The following is a 23,491-nucleotide window of genomic DNA, read 5'->3' on the forward strand; positions in this document are numbered from 1 at the left end:
CGGTGACCCCCCGGGGGGTCAGCCGTGCCGGCGACCGAGCCGCGCGCTCAGCGCCAGGCCGCCCAGCCCGATCAGGACGACCGCGGCCGCCAGCAGCCCGAGGCCCGTCCCCGTGACGGCCAGGGCGCCGCCGCCCGGCGTGGCCACGACGTCCGCCCCCGCGGGGGCGCCGCCGCCGACCGGGTCGCCGCCCGCGGGCGGGTCACCGGGGTCACCGGGGTCCCCCGGGTCCCCGGGCTCACCGGGGAGCGACGGACCGAGCACCCGCACCAGCCCGGCGTCCACCGTCGGGTCCACGTAGTCCGCCCGCGCCCCGTCCCCGGGGCCGACCGGGCGCACCCGCGGTGCGCCCGCGCCGAGCGTGACCTCCTGGGTCCAGCCGGTGGCGTCGGCGTCGGAGTCCTCGGCCGCGTCCCCCCGGCGCGGCCCGGTGAACCCGTACCGTCCCGCCAGGTCGCCGTCGAGCACGAACTGCACCCGGTACGTGCCGGCCGGCAGCAGGTCGAACAGGTACCGGCCGTCGGCGTCCGTGGTGGTGGTCGCCACGGGCTCGTCCGATCCGGCGGCGTACAGCCGGACCGTCACCCCGGCGACGCCCGGCTCGCCCGCGCCCTGGAGGCCGTCACGGTCCTCGTCCAGCCACACCCGGTCGCCCAGGGCGTAGGTCCGGTGCACCGCGACGCCCGCCCGGTTGGGCTCGAGCGTCTCGTGCTCGAGCCCGGCGGGGGTCACGCTGGCGGTGGTCACCACCATCGTGTTCCACGCCGGCGCGTCGACGTCCGCCGCGGCGACGTCGTAGGCCGTCGCGGACCGCGTGCGGAACGTCGCCGTGACGGTGTCGCCCGGCCGGAGGTTCTCCGTCGACAGGTCCAGGTCGACGCGCAGGCCGCGCACCCGGGACAGGTCGTCCACCTGGTCCGCCGGCGTCCAGACGTCCGCGGCGCAGCCGGTGCCGAACGGGTCCGCCGACCGCGGGTCGCCCGTGTAGGTGCACGTCGCGCCGTCCAGCAGGTACGACACCGTGGCCTGCGCCCCGTCCGGCAGCCCGGTGAGCTGCAGGTCGCCGAGGTACTCGGTCGCCCACACGCTGCCGCGCGCGCTGGTGCTCTGGGACCGCGACGTGCCGGTGTCGCCCGCGAACGGGAGCACGTCCACCAGCGTGGCGCTCGCCGTGGGCAGGTTGCCCGTGTTGGTCACGCGCAGCCGCCAGGTCTCGGTCCCGCCGGGCTGCGTGCGGACGAGGCAGGGCGTCCGGTAGAACCCGTCGGCCGACACGCACTCCTGGCCGCTCGCCGAGGTGTTCACGACCCCGGTCGGGGTGGCGCCGGGCGCCAGGTCCTCGGCGACGTCCTTGACCCGCAGGTAGTTCGGCAGCGCCACGACGTCGATCCGCGCGGTCGCCTCCCGGGTGAGCCCGTCGGCGGACGACAGGACGAACCGGTTGGTGAGCTCCGTGCCCGCCGGGGTCCCGGCGCGCACCGCGAGCGGAACGGTGACCACCACCTGCTCGCCCGGCATGAGCCGGGTGCCGGGCGGGAACGTCACGCGCACCTCGCCCCCGTCGACGACCACGGACGGCGCCGCGCCCGCGATGGCCGCGTCCTCGGGCGTGATGGCCACCGCGGCGGCGCCGTACGCGTCGGGGTCGTAGACGAGCTGCGGCCCGGCGGCGTCCGCGGGCAGCACGTCGGCCAGCACCGGGTCCACGATCGGCGCCGTGCCCGTGTTGGTCGCGGTGAGCCGGAACGGGAGCCGGGAGCCGGGGCCCGTGGTGGTGGTCCCGGGCGTCTTGGTCACGGTGGCGTCCAGGACGCCGTCCGTCACCTCGTAGGTCGCCAGGGCCGGGTCCAGGACGACCGGGCTCGGCTGGTGCTCCGCCTGCACGGTCCCGGTGACCTCGTTGGTCAGCGTGCCGGCCGGCACCTCCGCCCCGGTGCTGCGCAGCGTCGACCGGGGGCTGAGCGCGAAGACCGCCGTCGGGCCCTCGAACCCGCCGACCTGCCGGTTGGCGAACCACGAGCCCGCGGGCGCCCGGAAGGTCACCCGCACGCCGGTGACGTCCCGCCCGGAGGTGCCGTCCGGCAGCGCGGCGGCGCCGTCCGGCAGGGGCGGCATCGTCGTGCTCACGCCGGCGGGCAGCGCGCTGCTGACCGGCGCCGTCCACGCGCCGTCGACGCGGTACTGCACGTCGGCGGCGTAGCCGGCCCCGTCGGCGGCGGTGACGCCCGCGAGCGCCTCCAGCCCGACCAGGTCGAACGCGTCCCAGAACGCCTCCGAGGTGTCCTCGAGCACGTAGGTCGCGGGCCGGCTCACCGCCGCGTCGCTGACCCGGCGTGCGCTGAGCGACAGCCGCACGGTGCGGTCCTGCGCGGCGTACCGCGTCCCGGTGCCCGGCGAGACGGACTTGGCGAGCGCGCCGTCGAGCGGCTGCAGCGCCTCCGGGTACAGCACCGTGGCCGCCTGCGCGACGTCGTCCGGCGTTCCCGGGCCGAGGTCGCCGACCAGGGTGTTCGTGAGGGTGGTCGACGCCGGGGCCTCGGCGGTGCCCGTGATCGGGACGCCGGACCGGGTCTGCGCCCGGAGCACGGTGTCCGCGACCACGACCAGCGCGGCGCCGTCCGGCAGGGTGCCGTCGACGCGGGCCTCCGCCGACACCACGTCGGCGAGGTCGGCCGGGGACAGCGCCGCGACCGCGGCCGCGGACCCGAGGTCGTGCCGCACGCCGCCGTCGGCGCCGCGCAGGACGACCCGCACGTCGTCGGTCCCCGCCGGGGCGGTCACGGAGAGTCGGGTCAGGTCGACGTGCTCGAAGGTGCTGCCGTCGTCGGTCGCCGGGTCGGGGTCGACCAGCCGCAGCGAGCCGACCGGCACGCCGGACACGTTCTGCACCCGCATGGTCAGCCGGTTGGCCGGCCGGTCGGCGCCCGGTCCGGCGTTGTCGACGCCGATGAGCGCCGAGGCGTCGCGCCAGGACTTGCTCGCGTCCACCCGCCGGATGTCGAGCGGGGCGTCGCCGGGCCCGAAGGTCGCCGTGTCACCGGCGTCGGACGGACCCGTCAGGCCGGCGCCGACGCCGCTGCCCGCGGCCTCGACCGCCACGGTGTTGCGCAGGGCGGTGCCCGGGGCGACCGCCTCGTCGAGCACCAGCACCAGCGCCACCCGGGGGGTGAAGGTGCCGTCGATCGGCAGCGAGGCGCCGGTCGGCGTGTAGACCACGCGGACGCCGTCCGCGCCGGCCGGGACGGCGAGGTCCAGCAGCGACGTCGCGTCCGTGGTCGGGCCCGCCAGCGTCACCCAGTCGCCGCCGGTGCGGGCCAGGACCTCGGCGCGCGCCCCCGCGGGCACCTGCACGGAGCCGACCCGGTCGAGCGCCGCCGCGTCCCACAGCGACGACCCGGCGTCCCCGCCGGCGGCGTCCTCGATCACCAGGGACCCGACCGGGACGGTGGTGTCGGCGGACACGCGACCGGTGAGCGTGGCCACCAGCTCCTGGCCCGGCGCCCCGGGCAGCGGCGCGCCCTGGGCCTGCTGGGTGAGCGACTTGCTCGCGGTGGTGACGACCTGGCGCGGGACCACGGTCAGCCGCGCGGACGCCGTCCGCGCCGCCGCCGGGGTGCCGTCGGCCGCCTCGCCGTCGACCGCCACCTCGTTCGTGAACGTGCGCACCGGCGACCAGCCGGCGTCGGTGGCGACGCGGAACGGCACCGTCGCCGCGACGCCCGGGGCGAGCTCGCCCCGGTACTCGACGACGAAGCCGGTCACGACCGCGCCGGCCGGGGGCGCCGGCCAGGTGGAGGTCCCGCCGGAGGGCGGCTGCACCGCGACGGGGCCACCCACCCCGGTGCCCAGGAAGGTCACCGTGGCGCCGTCCGCGCCGGCGGGCCAGGCCGCCGCGTCCACGGCGCCCGAGCCGTCGGTGCCGAAGCCGTCGAAGCCGAGCAGGCCGGCGGCCGGGTCGCCGAGCGGGCCGGCACCGGGCGCGGAGGGCTCGGCCACGCGCAGCAGCGACAGGGCGGAGTTCGAGGCGTTGCGCGCGGTGAGCCGGACCACCGACGTCTGCCCCGCCACCACCTCGGCGCGCGCCGCGCCGTCGAAGGTCTTCCCGGCGGCGACCTCGACGGTCACCGGGTTGATCTGGAACGCGGCGGACGCCGTGCCCGTCGCGTCGCCGCGCGGGGTCGTCAGCGCGGCCGACGCGGTGTTCGGCACCCGGGTGGTCGCGTCGCGGGGGGCGGTGCCCGCCTGCCCGAGCACCAGGGCGACGGAGCCGGCGGCCCCGCCGGGGACGAGGGTGCCGTCCGCGGTGCCGTCGCCGGCGAACCGCAGCCCGACCGCCGAGACGGTCGCGAGATCCACGCCGCCGGCGTCCAGGGTCGCGCCGGGCGCAAACGGCCCGACGGTCACGGTGCCGCCCGGCGTGGTGAGGTCGATCGACAGCCCGGTCGCGCCCTCCGGCGCGGTCCAGGCGCCGAGGCCGCGCAGGACCAGCGGCGTGCCGGGGCCGAAGGCGGCGGGCGTCCCGGCGGCCGGGTCGGTCACGGTCAGCGCCGTGGCGGCCACGGGCGAGGTGTTCTGCGCGCCCAGGGTGACCGTGACGTCGCCGGGGTCGCCCGCGACCTGGTCGGCCGGCGCGACGCGCTTGGTGACGGCGACGCTCGGGGTCACCGGCACCGTGATGCCCACGGTGGCCGGTGCGCTCACCGGGTCGGCGTTGCTCGCGGTGACGTCCGCGGTGTTCGTCACCGACTTCCCGTCCCAGGACAGCGGGGTCCCGGCGGGCAGCGTGGTGCGCAGCAGCACCGACACGCTCTGGCCCGCCGCCAGCCCGACGACGCCGGGGTGGCTCGGGTCCGTCTCGCGGAACGCGACGCGGGCGGTCGCCCCGGACACCGCGACGACCGACTGGCCCGTCTGCTCGGCCTGGACGGTCACGCCGTCCGCGTCCAGCACGAACGGCTCCGGCACCGCGTCCTCGAGCGCGACGTCGGCGCACATCGCGACGATCGACTCGCAGGTCACCTCGACGGTCCACGTGACGCCGTCGCCCGGCCGCGCCGTCGTCGCCGAGGCCGTCTTGCGGACGGCCAGCGTCCCGCGGTCCCCGTCCGCCGCCTGCGCGGCCTGCGGCGTCGCCACCGCCAGCACCACGCTGACCAGCAGCAGCGCGACCACCGTCGCGACCGCCGTCAGCCGCTCCAGCATCCCCCGTGACGCGCCGCGCGCGCCTGATCCCCAGCTCATCCCCGTGCCCATCCGTCTCGACTGCGCCGGCGGTGCGGGCGCGGGTCGCGCGCCCTGGTCCGGCCGATCGGGGATCGGGACGGCCGGCGTGGCCGGGGAGGTGAGGACCGGGGTGAAAGGGGTGACAGACCCGGACGGCGTGGCGGACGGCGGTCAGAGCAGGCCGAGCTCCCGCACGCGCGCGACGGCGTCCGCCCGGCTGCGGACGCCGAGCTTGCGGTAGGCGGTCCGGGCCTGGGACTTCACGGTGTTGTGCGAGACGTGCAGCCGGGCGGCGACCTCGGCGAGCCCGGCGTCGTCCGCGAGGTGCCGCAGGACCACCAGCTCCCGCTCGGTCAGCCCGACGCCCGGGGCACCGTCGGGGACCGGCGCCGGCAGGTCGGCGAGCCGGTCGAGAGCGGCGGCCGTCGCCGGGTCCGCCGCCGCCAGCCGGGCGAGCGCCGCACGCTCGGCGGGGCTCACCAGCAGCCAGCCGGTCCGCGACCCGCCGGCGGCGAGCACCGCGCACGCCTCGCGCAGGGCGCGGGTGGCCACGGCCCGGCGCGCCTCGTCCCCGTCGCGGACCGCGTCCCCTGCGGGCGGCGCGTCCCCGGCGCGCGGTTCGGCCCGGCGGTCGCCCCCGGCGTCCGGGTCCGGCACCGTGGCGGCGGCGAGCAGGAACCGGCGCGCGGCGCGCAGCCGCGGGCCCTCGTCGGGCAGGTCGGGCGCGGCGAGCAGCGCGCGCGCCTCGTCGCGCCGGCCGGTGGACAGCAGCAGGCGCCCCCGCGCCACCCGGACCGCGGCGTGCGGCCGGCGGACGGGGTCCAGGAGCTCCAGCCCGCGCTCGGGCTGGCCGGCGGCCAGCGCCAGCACCGCCCGGGACGCCGCCAGCCGGGCGCGCCAGTAGCCGGTCGTGGGCGCCCGCCTCCCCCGGCGCAGCGCCACCGCGAGCGCCTCCTCCCCCGCGGCGGCGTGCCCCCGCAGCAGATCGGCGGTGGCGTGCGCCTCCGCGAAGGCGGGCCAGAACTCGTTGGTGCGGAGCTCGCCGGCCAGCTCGTCCAGCAGCTCGAGCGCGGCGGCCGCGTCGCCGTCCTCCAGAGCGAGGTGCACGCGCGCGAGGTCGAGGGGTGAGCGGCGGTAGGCCGTCTCGGGCCGGCGCGGGGGCTCGGTGGCGGCCGCCGCCGCGGTGGCCGCCCGCGCGCCGGCGACGTCGCCCTGCACCGCGAGGAAGCCGGCGGTGAGCGCCTGGGCGGAGAAGGCGCCGAGGGAGCCCGTGCGCTCGTGCGCGACGCCCCCGGCCGCCACCTCCAGGCCGTGCTCGACGTCACCGGCCGTGAGGAGCGAGGTGCCGAGCTGCCGGTGCAGCAGCGCCCGGAGCCCGTCGACCGTGCCGTCCGCGCCGGGCGGCGTCGCGGCGAGGTGGTCCACCGCCGCGAGCGCCGCCGCCCGGGCACGGCCGCCCCGGCCCAGCAGCCGCATCGCCACGCTCTCGGCCGCCCGGAGGACCGCGCGCTCCGCGGTCGTCGCGCGCGGGAGGTGCAGCACCGCCGCGCCCGCCGCGACGGCGAACCACTCCAGCGCCCGCGCCCGGTGCTCCGCCCGGGTGTTGTGCAGCAGGGCCACCAGCAGCGCGAGCGCCGGGCGCGCCGCCACCGCGGTCCGGGGCAGCCGCTCGAGGACCCGGATCGTGTCCTCGGCGCTCGTGCGCTGCCCCGAGCCCCACACCCGCATGACGACGGACGTCACCAGGTCCGGGTCGCCGGTCTCCGCCGCCGCGTGCAGCGCCGGGTAGTACCGGCCCGCGTGGAGCCCCCAGGCGACCACCGTGCGGAGCAGGCCCGCGACCGCGCCGGGCTCGGTGCGGGCGAGGTCCGCCCGGAGGGCCGCGCGCACGACCGGCGTGAGCCGGAGCTCCGGGCCTGCCGCCGCCGGGGCGCCGCCGGGCACGCCGGGGGGCTCCTCCCACGCGCCGAGGCCGTCCCGCTCGAGGCGCGCGAGCAGCGCCGGGGCGCCGTCCCCGGCCAGGGCCTCCGCGAGCGCCGGGGGCACGACGGCGGTGACGGAGACCCGGCGGGCCGCCGCGAGGTACGCCGCGTCGCCCGGGTCGCGGTCCAGGGCGGCGAGCACGCCGCGCGCGGCCACCTCGACCAGGGCGTCGTGCGGCGCGGTGCGCAGGTCCACCTGGCCGGCCGCCCCGGCGAGCGCCACGGTCCGCACCAGCAGGCCGAGGCCGTCGGTGGCCGCCCGCACCCGCCCGGCGGCGTCGGGCGCCTGGCCGGCGCGCGCGAGCACCTCGGCCACCTCGTCCTCGGACAGCCGCAGGTCGTCCGGGCCGAGCACCGCGACGTCGACCCGCACCGCGGCCGCCGCGAGCAGCCGGTCCTGCGACCCGCGGGTGGTGAGGGCGACGTGCAGGAGGTCGGAGCCCGCGAGCACCTCGACCAGGTCGTGGTCGACGCCGGGCGTGGACACCGCCTCGTAGCCGTCGAGCACCAGCAGCACCGGCGACGCCAGCGACCGCAGGGCGCCGGCCACCTCGCCCGCCACCGCGCGGCCGCCGCGGCGGGCCGCCGACTGCGCCGCGCCGGCGGCGCGGGCGTCCAGCAGGCCGGCCTCGACGAGCTGCTCGAGCGCCGCGGCCCACGGCTCGGGTCCGGCGGCCTCGGCGTCCAGCCACAGCACCGCGCGGTCCGTGGTCGCCCGCGCCCAGGACGCCAGCAGGAGGGTCTTGCCGGCGCCCGCCGGGCCGCGCAGGACCAGCAGCGCGGTGCCCGGGTCGAGCCGCTCGCGCAGCCCGCGGCGGGGCACGGCCCACGACGGCACCCGGGGGACGCCCCGGCGCACGGCGGTCACCGCCCGCTCCGCGCAGCGGCCGCGAGCGCCACCGCGGCGGCGGCCACCGCGAGGACCGCGGGCAGCTCGGGGCGGAGCCCGTACGCCGCCGTCGCGAGCAGGGGGCCGAGCACGAACGTCAGCGCGTTGCCGGCGTTGACGACGCCCGCGACGTCGCCCTGGCCGGCCGCCCCGACCGCGACCGACGCGGCGGACGTGCACCCGGCGGCCGCCGCCCCCACGGCCGCGCCGAACACCGCCGCCACCCCGACGAGCACCGGCGCGGGGACGGGCGCCAGGTACGCCACCAGCACCGCGAGCGCCACGGCCGCGCCCGCCCGCACGAGCCGCCACGGCGCCCACCGCAGCCGGGGCACGAGGACGCCCTGCGCGAGCACCGACCCGAGGCCCGCCGCGAGCAGCAGCGTCCCGGTCAGCGCGGTGGCGGGCTCCGGGCCGAGGCCGTAGCGGTCCTGGACCAGGAAGCCCACGCTGCCCTGGACCAGGGCGAGCGCGAGGAACACCGCGACGGAGGCGGTCACCGCGACCCGCACGCCGGGGACGGCGAGGGCGCCGAGCCGGTGCCCGCGCGGCGCCCGCGCGTCCGCGGCCGGCGCCGGGGTCGGGGTCGTGCGCCGGGTCCCGCGCGGCGACGCGAGCACCGCCGCGCCCGCGCCCGCCAAAACCAGGACGGTCGCCAGCACCGGCACCGCCGTCCCGAGCCCCGCGAGGGCGGCGGCGAGGCCGGCGCCGAGCGCGGTCGCGAGCCCTCGCACCGCCCCCGCGCGGGCGATCCAGCCGACCCGCTCGGCCTGGGTGCGGGAGCGGGCGACGAGCACCACCTGGGTCGCCGGGCCGGCCGCGGCGACCGCGGCGCCGATCCCGAGGCCGCGGGCGAGCAGCAGCAGCGCCCACGCCAGGCCGGCGGGCAGGTCCGCGGCGGCGAGCACCGCGGCGACCGCTCCGGCGCCCAGCCCGCCCGCGAGCACCGCCGCCAGCAGCACGGGACGGGCCCCGCGGCGGTCCGCCCGCCGCCCCCACCAGGGGCTCGTCGCCACGACGACCGCACCGGACAGCGACGTCACCGCGCCGGCCTGCCAGTCGGCGAGCCCGAGCTGCCGGGTGAGCGCGGGCAGGACGGCGGCGGTGGCGACCTGGGCCACGCCGACGGCGCCCAGCGCGACCAGCGCCACGGCCGCTACGCCCCGCCCGGCGCCGGCACCCGGCCCGGCGGTCGTCGGGGCGACGACGGACGACGGGGGACGCGACGGCACAGCCGCACCTTACCGAGGCCGCACGGAGGGCCCCCGGGTGCGTCCGGGCACCGGCTAGGGTGCCCCGCATGGCGCGCAGGTCGGCGGTGACGCTGCAGGAGGTGGCCCGGGCGGCGGGCGTGTCCCCCCGCACCGTGTCCAACGTCGTCACCGGCTACCCGCACGTCGCGCCCCGCACCCGGGCCCACGTCCAGTCCGTGATCGACCGGCTGGGCTACCGGGCCAACGCCGCGGCCCGCTCGCTGCGCACGGGCCGCACCGGCCTGCTGGGCCTGGTCGTGCCGGCGCTCGACCAGCCGTACTTCGCCGAGCTCGCCCGCGCGGTGGTGCGGGAGGCCACCGGGGCCGGGTTCACGGTCGTCGTGGACCAGACGGACGGCGACCCGGACCGGGAGCGCGAGCTGCTGCTGCGCGGCCCGCGCGGCGCGCTGTTCGACGGGCTGGTGCTCAGCCCGCTGTCCCTCACCCCCGACGACCTGGCGGCCGCGGACCCGGACCGCCCCGTGGTGCTGCTGGGCGAGCGGACGGTGCCGACCTCGTTCGACCACGTGCACATCGACAACGTGGCCGCCGCGCGGGACGCCACCACCCACCTGGTCGCGGCGGGCCGGCACCGGATCGCCGCGATCGGGCTGGAGCCGGGCGCGGCGGCGCGCACCGGCCCGCAGCGCGAGGCGGGGTACCGGGCGGCGCTCGCCGACGCCGGGCTGCCCGCCGACCCGCGGCTCATGCGGTACGTCGACGCCTACGAGCGGTCCGCCGGGTTCGCCGCCATGTCGGCCCTGCTCGACGCCGCCCCCCGGCCGGACGCGGTGTTCTGCTTCACCGACGTCCTCGCGGCCGGGGCGCTGCGCGCGTGCCTGACCCGCGGCGTGCGGGTGCCGGACGACGTCGCGCTGATGGGGTTCGACGACGTCGAGGAGGCGCGGTTCGCCACGCCGTCGCTCTCCTCCGTGCGGCCGGACCGGGACGCGATCGCCCGCGCCGCGGTGCGCCGGCTGGTGACGCGGGTGCAGCTCGGCGACGAGGCGGGGCCCGCCCAGGACGTCACCGTGCCGCACGCGGTGGTGGCCCGGGAGTCGACCGCGGCGTCCTGACCGTCCCGCGGCCGCCCACGGGCCGCCCCGGCCCGGGGCGACGCGCCCGGGCACGGACGTGACGCGCGCCTTTGCCACGTGGCAACATGGCCGTGCGCGACCTGGCCAGCACTCCCGCGACACCGAAGGACCGCCCATGACGACGACGTCAGCAGCCGACCGCGGCCTGCACCCCCGCCCGCAGCTCGTCCGCCCGGACCGCTGGTGGTCGCTCGACGGGCCGTGGGCCTTCGCGTTCGACGACGCGGACGCCGGGCTGCGCGAGCGCTGGCACGCCCCCGCGGCGGCCGGGCGGTTCGACCGCGAGATCGTCGTGCCGTTCCCGCCGGAGTCCGCGGCGTCCGGGATCGGCGACCACGGCGACCACGCCGCCCTGTGGTACCGGCGGGCGTTCGCGGTCCCGGCCGACCTCGGCGCGGGCCCCGGCGGCGACCGGCTGCTGCTGCACCTCGGCGCCGTCGACCACGAGGCCGACGTGTGGGTGGACGGGCAGCACGCGGTGCGGCACGAGGGCGGCCAGACGCCGTTCTCGGTCGACGTGACCGACCTGCTGGACCCGGACGCCGCCGCGGAGCAGCACGTCGTGGTCGTGCGCGCGACCGACGACCGCACCGACGTCGAGCAGCCGCGCGGCAAGCAGGACTGGCAGCCCGAGCAGCACGCGATCTGGTACCACCGCACCTCCGGCATCTGGCGCACCGTGTGGCTGGAGCGCGTCCCGGCCGTGGCCGTGGCGGACGTCGCGTGGCGGCCGGACGTGCCGGGCGGCCGGGTGGCGGCGCAGGTCCGGCTCCGCGCCGCCGCGCCGGCCGGGACGCGGGTCCGGGTCCGGCTGACCCGCGCGGGCGAGGACCTGGGTGCCGCCGAGGTGCCGGTCGAGGGCTCGGTCGCGGACGTCACTGTGCCGATCGCGCGGCAGGCGAACGGGCAGCAGTACGAGCGCCTGCTGTGGTCGCCGGACAGCCCGGTGCTGATCGACGCGGAGGTCACCCTGCTCGGCCCGGACGGCGCGCAGCTCGACCGCCTGGAGTCGTACTGCGGCCTGCGCTCGGTCGCGGTGCTCGGCGGCACGCTGCTGCTCAATGACCGGCCCTTCTTCCTCCGCTCCGTGCTCGAGCAGGGCTACTGGCCCGAGTCGCACCTGACCCCGCCGAGCCCCGACGCGCTGCGCGCCGAGGTGCAGCTGACCAAGGACCTCGGCTTCAACGCGGTCCGGGTGCACCAGAAGGTCGAGGACCCGCGCTACCTGTACTGGTGCGACGTGCTCGGGCTCGCCGTGTGGTCGGAGACGGCCGGCGCGTACCGGTTCAGCGACGAGGCGGTGGCCCAGCTGACCCGCGAGTGGCTGGACCTCGTGCGCCGTGACGTGTCGCACCCGTCGATCATCGCGTGGGTGCCGTTCAACGAGTCGTGGGGCGTGCAGCACATCCCGCACGACCCGGCGCAGCAGGCGTACAGCCGGGCGCTCACCGACCTGACCCGGGCGCTCGACCCGACGCGCCCGGTCATCTCCAACGACGGCTGGGAGCACACCGCCTCCGACCTGCTGACGGTGCACGACTACGCCGACAGCGGCGCGGTGCTCGGCCCCCGGTACGCGGACGCGGCGGCGGTCGCGGCGACCCTCGGCGGCGTCGGGCCGGCCGGGCGGCGGATGTGGGTCGGCGGCCCGGCACCCGAGCCGGGGTCGCTGCCCGTGCTGCTGACCGAGTTCGGCGGCGTCTCCTACGCGCCCGGTGCGCCCGAGGGGTCCTGGGGCTACTCCGAGGCCCGGTCGGCCGAGGACCTCGAGGCGCGGCTGTCCGACATCGTCGGGGCGGTCCGCGCGTCGACGGTGCTGCAGGGCTACTGCTACACCCAGCTCACCGACACGGGCCTGGAGACCAACGGCCTGTGCGACTCCCACCGGAACCCGAAGCTCCCGCCGGAGACCTACCGCCGGATCTTCGCCGGCTGAGCGCCGTCGCCCGCGCGGGGCTCCTCCTCGCGCCGCGCGGGCGTCAGCGTCTCCCACACCGGGCCGAACACCAGCCACCCCACCAGCACGAGCGTCGCCCGCGCACCCCAGCCGAGCAGCACCTCGCGCTGCTGCGCCGCCGCCTCGCCGGCGCCCGACGCGACGAGCAGCAGCACACCGAGCACGGCCCACGCGACGGCCCAGGCCAGCAGCACCCGCAGCCACAGCGCCCACTCGTACCGGACCCGCACCGGGCCGTGCTTGGGCGGTCGCACCGGCTCGGGACCGCCGAAGAACCGGTGCGCCACCCACGCGTCGACCGCGTGCACGGTCCGCTTCCCGAACGCGACCGTGAACCCGAGGTACAGCGCCGCGAGGCCGTGGGTCCACGTCGCCTCGCTCCCCCGGAGCAGGTCGCCGACCGTCGCGACGACCAGCACCACCTCGAGCAGCGGCTCGCAGAGCAGCAGCACCGTCGACAGGCGCCGGCGCCGCAGCACGTAGCGGGCCACGACCGCGGCGGCGAGGAACACCCAGAAGGCGACCTCGCAGGCGACGACGAGCAGGGCGACGGGGTTCTCGCGCAGGGCGTCCATGCCGGGCAGCCTCGCCGCGGAGCCGGGGCGCGGTCGTCGGCCGTCCGCACGATCCCGCGGCCCGGCGTCGTCCGTTCGGAGGACCCGCCCGGGGGAGGTCCGTGCTGGGATGGCCGCATGCCTCCGCCACGACCCGCCCGGTGGCCGCGGCTCGACGACCGCGGCGTCGCCCTGGTGTACCTCGGCGTCGGCCTGCTGCTGCTCGGTCTCGGCGTCACCAGCACCGCGCCCGCCGCCGACGGACGGGGCGCCGACGCGCTGCACGCCGGCCTGCTGGTCGCGGGCTGCGCCGCGCTCGCCGCCAAGCGCCGGCACCCGCTCGCGGTCCTGCTCGTGACCTCGGCCGCGTTCGCCGGCAGCCTCGCCGTCGGCGGCTCGGTCGGCCTGCTGCTGGTGCTCGTCGACGCGCTCTACACCGCGGGGGTGCAGCTGCCCGCACGGGGGCGGCGGTGGCTGGTCGCGGCCGCCGCCGTCCTCACGGTGGCGGCGGGGATCGCCGGCGGGGTGCTCGCCGGCGGGGTCCGCGGCGCTGTCCAGGCCCTGCTGCTCGCCGCCGCGCTGCTGGTCACGCCGCTGTGGTGGGCCTCGGACGTACGCAGCCGGACGGAGCTCGCCGCCTCGGAGGCCCGCCGCGCCACGCTGGAGCGGCGGCAGGCCGACCTGGCCCGCGCGCACGCCGCCGACGTGGCGCGGATCGCCGACCTGGACCGGGACGCCGCCGTCCGGGAGGAGCGCGCCGCGATGGCCCGGGACCTGCACGACGTGGTCGCCTCCCGGCTGTCCGCGATCGCGATCCACGCGGAGGCCGCGCTCGCGGGGGCGCCGGACGCCGGCCGCGACCGGGCGGCGCTCGGCGCCGTCCGCGGCGAGGCGGTCGCGTCGCTCGCCGAGATGCGGTCGATGGTGCTCGTGCTGCGCGGGGCCGGGGACGACCTGCCGGCCGACGCGGCCGCGGGCCTGGACCGGCTCCCCGACCTGGTCGCCGACGCCCGGGAGCGGGGGCTGGACGTCCGCGTCGCGGCTCCCCCGCGCACGGCGCTGCCGGCCGTGGTCGACCAGGCGGCGTACCGGATCGCGGGCGAGGCGCTGCGCAACGCGGTCGCGCACGGGGCTGCCGGCGGGCGGGTGGACGTGCGGGTGGACCTGACGGGCGCGGCGCTGGAGGTCGAGGTGCTGAGCGCGCTGCGGCCCCCGGGTGCCGCGTCCGGCGCGGCCGACGTCGCGGCGGGGGCCGGCCTCGGGTCCGCGACCGGGCTGCTCTCGATGCGCGAGCGGGCGCGGTCGATCGGCGGGGACGTCGCGGCGGGGCCGGAGGGCGGCCGCTGGCGGGTGCGCGCCGTGCTGCCGCTGGGCGCCGACGCCGCGTCCCGGACGGCGGCCGCCGGATGACGGTCCGCGTCCTGCTCGCCGACGACCACGGCGCGATCCGCGCCGGCCTGCGCCTCATGCTCGAGCAGGCGCCGGACGTCACGGTCGTGGGCGAGGCGGCCGACGGCGCCGCCGCGGTCGCGAACGCCCGCGCGCTGCGCCCGGACGTGGTGCTGATGGACGTCCGGATGCCGGGCACCGACGGCATCGAGGCGACCCGGCGGATCGTCGCCGAGGGCCTGGGCGCGGTGCTCGCGCTGACGACGTTCGACCTCGACGAGTACCTGTTCGGCGTGCTGCGGGCGGGCGCCGTGGGCTTCCTGCTGAAGTCGGTCGGGGCGGCGGAGCTGGTGGACGCGGTGCGGCGGGTGGCGGCCGGCGACGGGGTGCTCGCGCCGGAGGTGACGCGCAGGGTGCTGGCCGCGTCGGTCTCCGCGCCCGGGGGACCCGCGCCCGCCGACGCGCCCGTGGCGCCGCCACCGGGACTCGACCTGCTCACCGCCCGGGAGCGCGAGGTGCTGGTGCTGCTGGCGCGGGGCCGGTCGAACCAGCAGGTCGCCGACGCGCTCACGGTGTCCGAGACCACCGCGAAGACCCACGTCAGCCGGGTGCTGGCCAAGCTCGGCTGCCGGACCCGGCTGGAGGCCGCGGCCCTCGCGCACCGCGCCGGCGTGATCTGACGCACACTGCCCCGGTTTGCACCCCGTGCACGGTTGCACAGAGTGCACCCACGTGCCTACGGTCGTCCGCGTGACCACCGAGGCGGCGACGACGGACCGGCGGGCCGCGCTCAAGGCGCGCTCCCGCCGCGCGATCCTGGACGCCGCCGACGCCCTCATCGCGGAGCGGGGCGGACCGCAGTTCGGCGTCGAGGACCTCGCCGAGCGCGCCGACGTGTCCCGGCGCACCGTCTTCAACCACTTCGGGTCGCTCGACGACGTCGTCCTCACCGTCTGCACCGAGCGGCTCGGCCGGGTCATCGACCAGGTGCAGGCGGCGGCGACCGCCACCCCCGTCGGCGACGGCAGCCGGTCGTCCATGTTCGACGAGCTCGCCCAGACCCTGCGCGGCGCCGACCTGCCGCCCGCCATCACCTACCTCGCGGGGGCGCTCGGCCCGCTCGCCGAGGGCAACGACCCTCGCGCCCAGGCGCTCGGCGGTGAGGCGTTCTCGCGGGTGGCGGACCACCTCGCGACCGAGCTGGTGCGGCGCTACCCCGGCGCCGACCTCCTCGACGTCCAGCTCCTCGTCTCCTCCCTGGTGCACGGCGTCGCCGTGATCGCCCTGCACTGGGTCACCACCACCGACCCCGCCGCGCCGGACGCCCGCGCGCAGTGGGACGCCCTCGTCGACCGGCTCATCCACAGCGTCCGAGCCGGGTACATGCCGGAGCACTGACGCCCCGCACTCCCACCACCACCGAGAGAACAGGGACCATGGCAGGACTCCTCTACCGCATCGGGCGCTTCTCGGCCCGCCGCGCCTGGGCCGTCGTGACGGCCTGGGTCGTCGTGCTCGCCCTCGCCGTCGGCGCGTACTTCGCGTTCGGCGGCCAGCTCACCTCCGCCGTCACCATCCCGGGCACCGCCACCGAGCGCGTGACCGAGCAGCTGGCCGACGAGTTCCCCGCCGCGAGCGGCGGCAGCGGCACCGTGGTGTTCCACACCGCGGACGACGCCCCGTTCACCGACGCCCAGAAGGGCGCGATCAGCGACGCGCTGGCCGGCCTGGCGGACGTCGACGGCGTCACCGGCGCCACCGACCCGTTCCAGACGACCGCCCAGCTCGAGGAGAAGCAGGCGCAGGTCACCGCCGGCCGCGACCAGATCGAGCAGGGCCAGGCCCAGCTCGAGGCGGGGCAGGCCCAGCTCGACGCCGGCCGGCAGCAGATCGACGCCGCGCAGGCGCAGCTCGACACCCAGCGCGCGCAGGCGGAGGCCGCGGGCGCCCTCGCCGCGGTGCAGCCCCAGCTCGACGCCGGCCAGGCGGAGATCGACGCGCAGCAGGCGCAGCTCGACGCGCAGGCGCAGCAGCTGACCGACGGCCTCGCCGAGCTCGAGACGCAGAGCGCCCAGCTCGAGGCCGGCGCCGACCTGCTGGAGCTGTCCTCCGGCATCCGCCTCGTGTCCGAGGACGGCACCGCCGCGGTCGGCACCATCGCGTTCGAGGACTCCCAGTTCGAGATCGCCCCGGAGACCAAGGAGGCCGTCGTCGACGCCCTCGAGTCCGCGGACCTGCAGGGCGTGGACGTCGAGCTGTCGTCCGACCTGACCCAGGAGATCCCGAGCGTGCTCGGTCCGGGCGAGGTCATCGGCGTGGTCGTCGCCGGCATCGTCCTGCTGGTCATGCTGGGCTCGCTGGTCGCGGCCGGCCTGCCGATCCTGTCGGCCCTGGTCGGGGTCGGCATCGGCGCGGTCGCCTCGCTCGCCCTCTCCGGCGCGGTCGAGATGCTGTCCGTGACCCCGGTGCTCGGCATCATGCTCGGCCTCGCGGTCGGCATCGACTACTCGCTGTTCATCCTCAACCGGCACCGCCGACAGCTGCGCGACGGGGTCGAGCTCGAGGAGTCGATCGGCCTGGCCAACGGCACCGCGGGCAACGCGGTCGTGTTCGCCGGCACCACCGTCCTGGTCGCGCTGCTGGCGCTCAACGTCACCGGCATCCCGTTCCTGGGCCTCATGGGCACCGTCGGCGCCATCTGCATCCTGGTCGCGATCCTCATCGCGATCACGCTGACCCCGGCGCTGCTGTCCCGGATCGGCCTGAAGGTGCTGCCGAAGAAGCGGCGTGCGACGGTCGGGCACGAGGCGCCCGAGGCGGTCCCGACCACCCCGATGAAGACGTCCCGCGCGGTGCTCACGCTCGTCGCCGGCGTGGCGGCGCTGCTGGTCGTCGCGATCCCGGCCCTGTCCATGCGGCTCGGCCTGCCGGACGGCTCGTCCGAGTCGCCCGAGTCGACGCAGTACCGGGCGTACCAGATCACCGCCGACAAGTTCGGGGACGGCGTCAACGGCCCGCTGCTGGTGGTCGCGAACCTGCCCGACGCCGTGGCCGAGGACGAGCTGACGGCCGAGCAGGTCCGTGTCGGCCGGGAGCTCGCGGCGCACGACGACGTCGTGGCCGTCGCGCCGATCGGCGCCAACGAGGCCCGCACGGTGCTGGCGTTCCAGGTCGTCCCGACCGGGGGCCCGAACAGCGAGTCGACCGAGGCCCTGGTGCACGCGCTGCGCGACTCGTCGCCGATCGAGGGCGACGTGGAGCTCGGCGTGGCCGGCACCGCGAGCGCCAACATCGACGTGTCCGAGAAGCTGTCCGACGTGCTGCCGGGCTACCTGGCGATCGTCGTCGGCCTGTCGCTGATCATCCTCATCATCGTGTTCCGGTCGATCTTCGTGCCGGTCACCGCGACGCTCGGGTTCGTCATGTCGCTCTTCGCCGGCTTCGGCGGCGTCGTGGCGATCTACCAGTGGGGCTGGCTCGGCGGGATCTTCGGGGTGCACGACCCCAGCCCCGTGCTGAGCTTCCTGCCGATCATCGTCACCGGCGTGCTCTTCGGGCTGGCCATGGACTACCAGCTGTTCCTGGTGTCCGGGATGCGCGAGGCGTACGCCCACGGGGTCGACCCGCGGGTGGCGGTCCGGCGCGGCCTGCACGCGGGCCGGGTCGTGGTCACCGCGGCGGCGATCATCATGGCCTCGGTGTTCGCCGGGTTCATCTTCGCGGAGTCGGCGATCATCCGGCCGCTCGGCTTCGGCCTGGCGTTCGGCGTGCTGCTCGACGCCTTCGTGGTCCGCATGCTGCTGATCCCGGCCGTCATGCACCTGGCCGGGAAGTGGGCCTGGTGGATCCCGAGGTGGCTCGACCGGATCCTGCCCGACGTCGACGTGGAGGGCGCCTCGCTCGAGCGCAGCCACCCGCACCCGATGCACCGGACGTCCGCCGAGCCCGACCAGGGCACCGCGACGGAGGGCGAGCCGGCGCACCGCGCCTGACCCCTCGGAGTGGATCCTTTCGTACGGGCACGCCGCGGCGTGTCGGTGCGGAGGGATCCACTCCGCACGACCGGCACCCCGCTCGGCCCCCGCCGGGTGGGGTCCCGGCATCTCCGGCCGCGGGCTCAGGCCGGGCGGGGCGGCGGGTCCAGGAGGCGGACCGTCAGCAGGGCCGCGGCCGCCGCCACCACCGCCGCCGGGGCCGTGTCCAGCCCCGCGCGCCCGACGAGCAGCGCCGCGAACATCACCGCCGACAGCAGCAGCCGGCTGGTCGCCGCCATCCCCGCGGCCGCCCCGACGGCCACCGCGAGCGTCGGCGACACGTCCAGCGTCGCCACGGCGACCGAGGCCAGCCCGACCCCGAGGAAGATCGCCGGGAAGATCGGCCCGCCGCGGAACCCGCCGCCCATGCTGATCGCGTAGGCGAGCCCCTTCGCCACCACGAGCACCAGCACGACGCCGACCGACTCCTCGGCCACGAGCGCCGGGATCGACGACTGGCCGGAGAACAGCACGTCCCGCGGGTCCGCACCGAGCGCCCCGGCGGCCAGCGCGAGCGCCCCGACGCCCAGTCCGGACACGAGCAGCAGCGGGAGGCGTCCCACCCGCGGGCCGGCCGCCCGGAGCGCCCGCGCGAGCCGTCGGACGCCGCTGATCACCACCGCCGCGACCACCCCGACCACCAGCGCCAGCAGCAGCGACCCGGGGCGGACGCGGTCGTACTCCGGCAGGTCGGGCACGGCCAGCCCGGCCACGGGCACGCCCGCCCAGTCGCCGAACCCCGTGACCAGCACGTACGCCACGGCGGCGGCGGCCAGCGGCGGCAGCAGCGCCGCCGCCGCGAGGGCCCCGGCCCCCGCCTCGAGCAGCATGATCCCCGCGACGAGCGGACCTCCGAACAGCGTGGAGATCGCGCCGGACGCCCCGGAGACCCCGAGCAGCCCGCGCGCACGGCCGGTGACGCCCGTCCACGACGTCATCCACACGCCGACGATCCCGCCGAGCGCCATCAGCGGCGCCTCCGGCCCCAGCACCACGCCGAACCCGAGCCCGGCCAGCGCGGCCAGCGCCACACCGGCCGCGGAGACCGGCGGCAGCGCCGCCAGGCTCAGCCCCTCGACGGGGTCGTGGCCGCCGTCGCCCGGCAGCCGGCGCGCGGCGGCGACCAGCAGCGCCGCGACCACGGGCAGCCCGAGCACCAGGTACCAGGGCGGCTCGTCGGTGCCGAGCGCCGCCGGCAGCTCGGTCCACAGCAGGTCCTGGAGCACGTGCACCGCGCCGACGAACGCGAACGCCACCACCCCCGCCGGCAGCCCGACCAGGGCACCCAGCAGCGTCAGCCGGGCCAGGTCCCGCGTCGGGACGGCCGCGACGTCGGACGAGCCGGTGGCGGACACGCGGCCGACGGTACCGACGCCCCTCGTGGCGGGCCCCACCCGCACGGGATGAGCCCCCGCGCGACGCCGCGGCGAGGCCCCGCCACGTCAGCCGACCGGCATCCAGACGCGCATCGTCGACGGGCCGCGGTTCCCCCACGCGTGGTACGGCACCAGCGGCACCGCGCGCGGCTCGCCCGCCCCCGCCTCCGCGGGGCGGTCGGCGTACGGCCAGTCGCCCTCGGGGACGTCGACCGTGCGCGCGTGCACGGTCACCCCGCCGTCGCGCACCTCGGGCGCGCGCCCGGTGTCGACCCGGGCCAGCCCGACGTCCGTCCCGAGGTCGACGGACTCCAGCGCGTAGACCAGCGGCCCGGCCTCGACGGCGACCTGGCCGCGGACGGCGTCGACCCGCGGGTCGGCGACGGTGAACCGCGGCGCGACCGGGAGGTCCAGCTCGACGCGGTCGCCGGCGGCGGGCCCGTCGACGGCCACGTACCCCGGCTCGGCCGGGCGGCCGTCCACGGTGGCGCCGGCCGCCCACGCCGGGACGCGCAGCGTCAGCGTCCACGCGGCCGGCGCCTCCTCGACGACCACGACCACGCGCCCGTCGTGCGGGTAGCCGGTCTCGACCCGGAGCCGCACGGGCTCGCCGCCGACCGTCGCCGCCACGGTGCCGGGGGCGTACTGGTGCAGCTGCACCCCCGCGTCGTCGGTGCTGGCCACGTATGCGGCGAGCGACGCGACGGTGCGCGTGACGTTCGTGGGGCAGCACGACACGTGGAACCACGGGGCGCGCAGGCTGGACGCCGCGCGCGGGCTCGCCACGTCCGGGTCGGGGACCTCGCCCGGCACCCGCTGCTGCAGCGGGTTCGTGTAGAAGAACGCGGTGCCCTCGGCCGACGGCGACGCCGCCAGCACGTTGTACAGCGTCCGCTCCACGGCGTCGGCGTGCCGGGCATCGCCGGACTGCAGCACCAGCCGGTGGTTCGCGAGCACCGACGCGATGCCCGCGCAGGTCTCGGCGTACGCGCGGTCCGGCGGCAGCTCGAAGTCGAGGCCGAACGACTCGCCCTCGTGGTGCGCGCCCATGCCGCCGGTCAGGTACGTCCGGCGGGCCAGCGCCGACCGGACCTGGCCGGTGACGGCGTCGAGCAGCGCGGCGTCGCCGTCCTCGACCGCGACGTCCGCGGCCCCGGCGGCGAGGTAGAGCGCCCGGACCGCGTGGCCGCGGAGCGTCGTCGCCGACCGGACCGGCTCGTCGTCCTGGAAGTAGGACCGGCCGAGCTCGATGTCGGCCAGCACCCCGTGCCCGCGCCGCTCGACGAACAGCCGCGCCTGGTCCAGGTACCGCTGCTCGCCGGTCAGCCGGTACAGCTCGACGAGCGCCGACTCGATCTCGGGGTGCCCGTCGACGCCCTGCCGCCCGTCCGGGCCGAACTCGGCGCAGACGTGGTCGGCGGCGCGCACCGCGACCTGCACCAGCTCGTCGTCGCCGTGCGTGCGGGCCCGGGCGACACCCGCCTGGATCAGGTGCCCGATGCAGTACAGCTCGTGGCCCCACTCGGGGTCGGACCAGCGCGCGCCCTGCCCGGGCCGGCCGAACATCGTGGAGATGTACCCGTCCGGCTCCTGCGCGGCGGCGACCCGGGACGCGAGCGCCCGGAGCCGGCGGTCCAGGTCGGCGTCGCCGGTGCGGCCGACCTCCCACGACATCGCCTCGAGCAGCTTGTAGATCTCGGAGTCGGAGAACTCCCGGCCCCGGCGGCCCTCGGGCAGCGTGCCCGCGGCGGCGAGGTCGAAGTTCCCGGCCCAGCCCATCTGCTCCACCCACCGCTCGGCGTGCGCGATCATCGCGGTCGCGTTCCGGTGCTGGAGCTCGCCCCAGAAGCCGCCGTCGAGGCGGACCTCGTCGATGCCGAGCGGCTGCCAGCGGGCGGACGAGGGGGCGTGCGGGCGGCCGTGCTGGGCGGCGCGGGAGTCGGTCATCGGGGCCTCCGAGGCGGTCCGGGCGGTCACTTCACCGCTCCGACGGTCAGGCCGTCGCGCAGCAGCCGGTAGGTGCTGCTGAACACGACGAGGATCGGGATCGAGGTGAGCACGGCCAGGGCCATGAGCCCCGGCCAGTTGATGCCGAAGGCGCTCACCTGCTGCGCGAGCAGCGCGGACAGCGGGTACTGCCCGGGCGTCAGGTAGAAGTTCACGGCGTAGAGGAACTCGCCCCACGCCAGCAGGAACGTCAGCGTGCCGACGGTGGCGACGCCGTTGCGGGCGACCGGCAGCACGACCGACCAGAAGGTGCGGAGCATCCCCGCGCCGTCGATCGACGACGCCTCCTCGATCTGCGGCGGCACCGCCCGGAAGAACGGGCGCAGCAGCAGGGTGGCGAACGGGGTCAGCAGCGCGGCGTCCGCGAGCACCACCGCCGCCGTGGTGTCGAGCAGCCGCCAGCCGGAGAAGGTCTGGAACAGCGGGATCACGGTGGCCGTCTGCGGCATCATCTGCAGCACGATCAGCAGGCCGAGCGCCAGGGTCGGCAGCCACCCGCGGGTGCGGGCCAGGCCGTACGCGGCGGGGATCGCGATCACCAGGACCAGCGCGGTGGTGCTCGTCGCGATGATCACGGACTGCAGCAGGGCCCGGGCCAGGTCGCCGCTCAGCGCCTCGACGTACGCGGTGGTCACCGGCCGGAACAGGAAGGTGCGGCCCGGGTCGAAGACGTCGTCCGACGACTTCACCGAGGTGAGCAGGATCCACAGGATCGGCACCCCGTACATCAGGGTCAGCAGGGTCTTGGCGGCGACCGCCAGCGGACCGGCCTTGACGCTCATCCGTCCGCCTCCTCGCGCTTGATGCTCCGGGCGTAGACCACGGCCAGGACGAGCACGCCGACCACGGCGAGCGCGGAGGTGGCCGCGCCGAGCCCGTAGTCGTAGCGGACGAAGGCCTGCAGGTAGCCCAGGAACGGCAGGGTGTTGGTCGCGGTGCCCGGGCCGCCGTACGTCATCACGTAGATGAAGTCGAACGACCGGAACCCGTAGACCAGGGTGAGGATCAGCAGCACCAGCGTGGTCGGGCGGACCGACGGCACCATGATGTGCCGGATCTGCTGCCACTTGCTGGCGCCGTCGAGCTGCGCCGCCTCGAACACCTCGGGGTCGATCGTCATGAGCGCCGCCCGGAACACGAGCGTGTTGAACGGGATGACCGCGAACGCGTTGACGAACGCCACCGAGAACAGCGCCCAGTGCTGGTCGTAGAGGAACGGCACGGGGGTGTCGCGCAGGCCGGTGCTCGTGAGCACCGTGTTGATCAGGCCGGCGTCGTTGAGCAGGAACTTCCAGACCGACCCGTTCACCACCGGCGGCAGCGCCCAGACGAACACCATGAGCGCGAGCAGCCAGGCCGACCACCGGCCGGTGGTGCGCAGGGCGACCGCCGCGCCGAACCCGACGAGCATGCCGAGCACGGTCACCACGACGACGAACACCAGCGTGCGGCTGATCGCGGGGCCGGTCTGCCCGGTCTCGAAGCCGCGGCGCACGTTGTCGAGGCCGGTGAACACCCAGTCGGCGTTGAGCGTGGCGGCGGTGACCTGGCTGACCGCCATCCGGGCGAGCTGGACGAGCGGGTACAGGCTGAACAGGCCGAGGAACAGCGCGGCGGGCAGCAGGAACACGATCCGGCTGCCGCCCCGACGACGGCGGGTCGTCGGGGCGGCGCCGGCCCTGTCCTGCCGCGCGGGCGCGGCGGTGACGGGTGCGGACATGGCGGTCTCG

14 protein-coding genes are annotated in these 23,491 nt (G+C 77.6%); 6 read left to right on the forward strand and 8 right to left on the reverse strand.

The window, feature by feature from the left end; translation table 11 throughout:
• Window positions 1-18: 18 nt before the first annotated feature.
• From FS882_RS21290 to FS882_RS01550, 3 genes are all read right to left on the reverse strand, one after another.
• Complete coding sequence (locus FS882_RS21290; protein WP_222848088.1) at window positions 19-5,241, reverse strand: SdrD B-like domain-containing protein; 5,223 nt, start codon at window positions 5,239-5,241, stop codon at window positions 19-21.
• Window positions 5,242-5,394: 153 nt separating this feature from the next.
• Window positions 5,395-8,073 (reverse strand): LuxR C-terminal-related transcriptional regulator, encoded by a 2,679-nt coding sequence (locus tag FS882_RS01545; RefSeq protein ID WP_158370065.1) that lies wholly within the window; start codon window positions 8,071-8,073, stop codon window positions 5,395-5,397.
• Window positions 8,070-9,326 (reverse strand): MFS transporter, encoded by a 1,257-nt coding sequence (locus FS882_RS01550; RefSeq protein ID WP_158370067.1) that lies wholly within the window; start codon window positions 9,324-9,326, stop codon window positions 8,070-8,072. The genes FS882_RS01545 and FS882_RS01550 overlap by 4 nt, the downstream gene beginning before the upstream one ends.
• A 68-nt stretch (window positions 9,327-9,394) precedes the next feature.
• Between FS882_RS01550 and FS882_RS01555 the strand changes: the two genes are divergently transcribed.
• Both FS882_RS01555 and FS882_RS01560 read left to right on the forward strand, forming a co-directional pair.
• Window positions 9,395-10,423, forward strand: coding sequence for a LacI family DNA-binding transcriptional regulator (locus tag FS882_RS01555; protein WP_158370069.1), 1,029 nt, complete (start codon window positions 9,395-9,397; stop codon window positions 10,421-10,423).
• A 136-nt stretch (window positions 10,424-10,559) separates the two neighbouring features.
• Complete coding sequence (locus FS882_RS01560; protein WP_158370071.1) at window positions 10,560-12,380, forward strand: glycoside hydrolase family 2 protein; 1,821 nt, start codon at window positions 10,560-10,562, stop codon at window positions 12,378-12,380.
• Here the strand turns inward: FS882_RS01560 and FS882_RS01565 are convergent.
• Window positions 12,356-12,976 (reverse strand): hypothetical protein, encoded by a 621-nt coding sequence (locus tag FS882_RS01565; protein WP_158370073.1) that lies wholly within the window; start codon window positions 12,974-12,976, stop codon window positions 12,356-12,358. The genes FS882_RS01560 and FS882_RS01565 overlap by 25 nt on opposite strands.
• 117 nt (window positions 12,977-13,093) lie before the next feature.
• Between FS882_RS01565 and FS882_RS01570 the strand changes: the two genes are divergently transcribed.
• From FS882_RS01570 to FS882_RS01585, 4 genes are all read left to right on the forward strand, one after another.
• Window positions 13,094-14,365 (forward strand): sensor histidine kinase, encoded by a 1,272-nt coding sequence (locus FS882_RS01570; protein ID WP_158370075.1) that lies wholly within the window; start codon window positions 13,094-13,096, stop codon window positions 14,363-14,365.
• The gene (locus FS882_RS01575; RefSeq protein WP_158370077.1) at window positions 14,362-15,024 is read left to right on the forward strand and encodes a response regulator; all 663 of its coding nucleotides are present in this window, start codon (window positions 14,362-14,364) and stop codon (window positions 15,022-15,024) included. Before FS882_RS01570 ends, FS882_RS01575 begins: the two co-directional genes overlap by 4 nt.
• Before the next feature lie 70 nt (window positions 15,025-15,094).
• Entirely contained in the window at window positions 15,095-15,742 is a 648-nt protein-coding gene (locus FS882_RS01580) for a TetR/AcrR family transcriptional regulator (protein ID WP_158370079.1), read from the forward strand.
• A gap of 38 nt (window positions 15,743-15,780) precedes the next feature.
• Window positions 15,781-18,336, forward strand: coding sequence for an MMPL family transporter (locus tag FS882_RS01585; protein WP_158370081.1), 2,556 nt, complete (start codon window positions 15,781-15,783; stop codon window positions 18,334-18,336).
• 125 nt (window positions 18,337-18,461) lie between these two features.
• On the opposite strand, the gene FS882_RS01590 is transcribed toward FS882_RS01585, so the two are convergent.
• From FS882_RS01590 to FS882_RS01605, 4 genes are all read right to left on the reverse strand, one after another.
• Window positions 18,462-19,733: a chloride channel protein gene (locus FS882_RS01590; protein WP_187365073.1), complete on the reverse strand. Its 1,272-nt coding sequence runs from the start codon at window positions 19,731-19,733 to the stop codon at window positions 18,462-18,464.
• 87 nt (window positions 19,734-19,820) lie between these two features.
• Window positions 19,821-21,701 (reverse strand): glycoside hydrolase family 127 protein, encoded by a 1,881-nt coding sequence (locus FS882_RS01595; RefSeq protein WP_158370085.1) that lies wholly within the window; start codon window positions 21,699-21,701, stop codon window positions 19,821-19,823.
• A 26-nt stretch (window positions 21,702-21,727) separates the two neighbouring features.
• Entirely contained in the window at window positions 21,728-22,543 is an 816-nt protein-coding gene (locus tag FS882_RS01600) for a carbohydrate ABC transporter permease (protein ID WP_158370087.1), read from the reverse strand.
• A complete protein-coding gene (locus tag FS882_RS01605; protein ID WP_158370089.1) occupies window positions 22,540-23,481 on the reverse strand; it encodes a carbohydrate ABC transporter permease in 942 nt (313 codons plus the stop codon). The genes FS882_RS01600 and FS882_RS01605 overlap by 4 nt, the downstream gene beginning before the upstream one ends.
• Window positions 23,482-23,491 lie beyond the last annotated feature (10 nt).

Origin of the sequence: Cellulosimicrobium cellulans (assembly GCF_007679345.1) — a bacterium.
Classification (GTDB): Bacteria; Actinomycetota; Actinomycetes; order Actinomycetales; family Cellulomonadaceae; genus Cellulomonas; species Cellulomonas cellulans_A.

What these genes read in the sequence shown, in the direction of transcription:
- FS882_RS21290 (WP_222848088.1), bottom strand. Translation starts at nt 5,241, where the DNA reads ATGAGCTGGGGATCAGGCGCGCGCGGCGCGTCACGGGGGATGCTGGAG.
- FS882_RS01555 (WP_158370069.1), top strand. Translation starts at nt 9,395, where the DNA reads ATGGCGCGCAGGTCGGCGGTGACGCTGCAGGAGGTGGCCCGGGCGGCG.
- FS882_RS01560 (WP_158370071.1), top strand. Translation starts at nt 10,560, where the DNA reads ATGACGACGACGTCAGCAGCCGACCGCGGCCTGCACCCCCGCCCGCAG.
- FS882_RS01565 (WP_158370073.1), bottom strand. Translation starts at nt 12,976, where the DNA reads ATGGACGCCCTGCGCGAGAACCCCGTCGCCCTGCTCGTCGTCGCCTGC.
- FS882_RS01570 (WP_158370075.1), top strand. Translation starts at nt 13,094, where the DNA reads ATGCCTCCGCCACGACCCGCCCGGTGGCCGCGGCTCGACGACCGCGGC.
- FS882_RS01575 (WP_158370077.1), top strand. Translation starts at nt 14,362, where the DNA reads ATGACGGTCCGCGTCCTGCTCGCCGACGACCACGGCGCGATCCGCGCC.
- FS882_RS01585 (WP_158370081.1), top strand. Translation starts at nt 15,781, where the DNA reads ATGGCAGGACTCCTCTACCGCATCGGGCGCTTCTCGGCCCGCCGCGCC.
- FS882_RS01595 (WP_158370085.1), bottom strand. Translation starts at nt 21,701, where the DNA reads ATGACCGACTCCCGCGCCGCCCAGCACGGCCGCCCGCACGCCCCCTCG.
- FS882_RS01600 (WP_158370087.1), bottom strand. Translation starts at nt 22,543, where the DNA reads ATGAGCGTCAAGGCCGGTCCGCTGGCGGTCGCCGCCAAGACCCTGCTG.
- FS882_RS01605 (WP_158370089.1), bottom strand. Translation starts at nt 23,481, where the DNA reads ATGTCCGCACCCGTCACCGCCGCGCCCGCGCGGCAGGACAGGGCCGGC.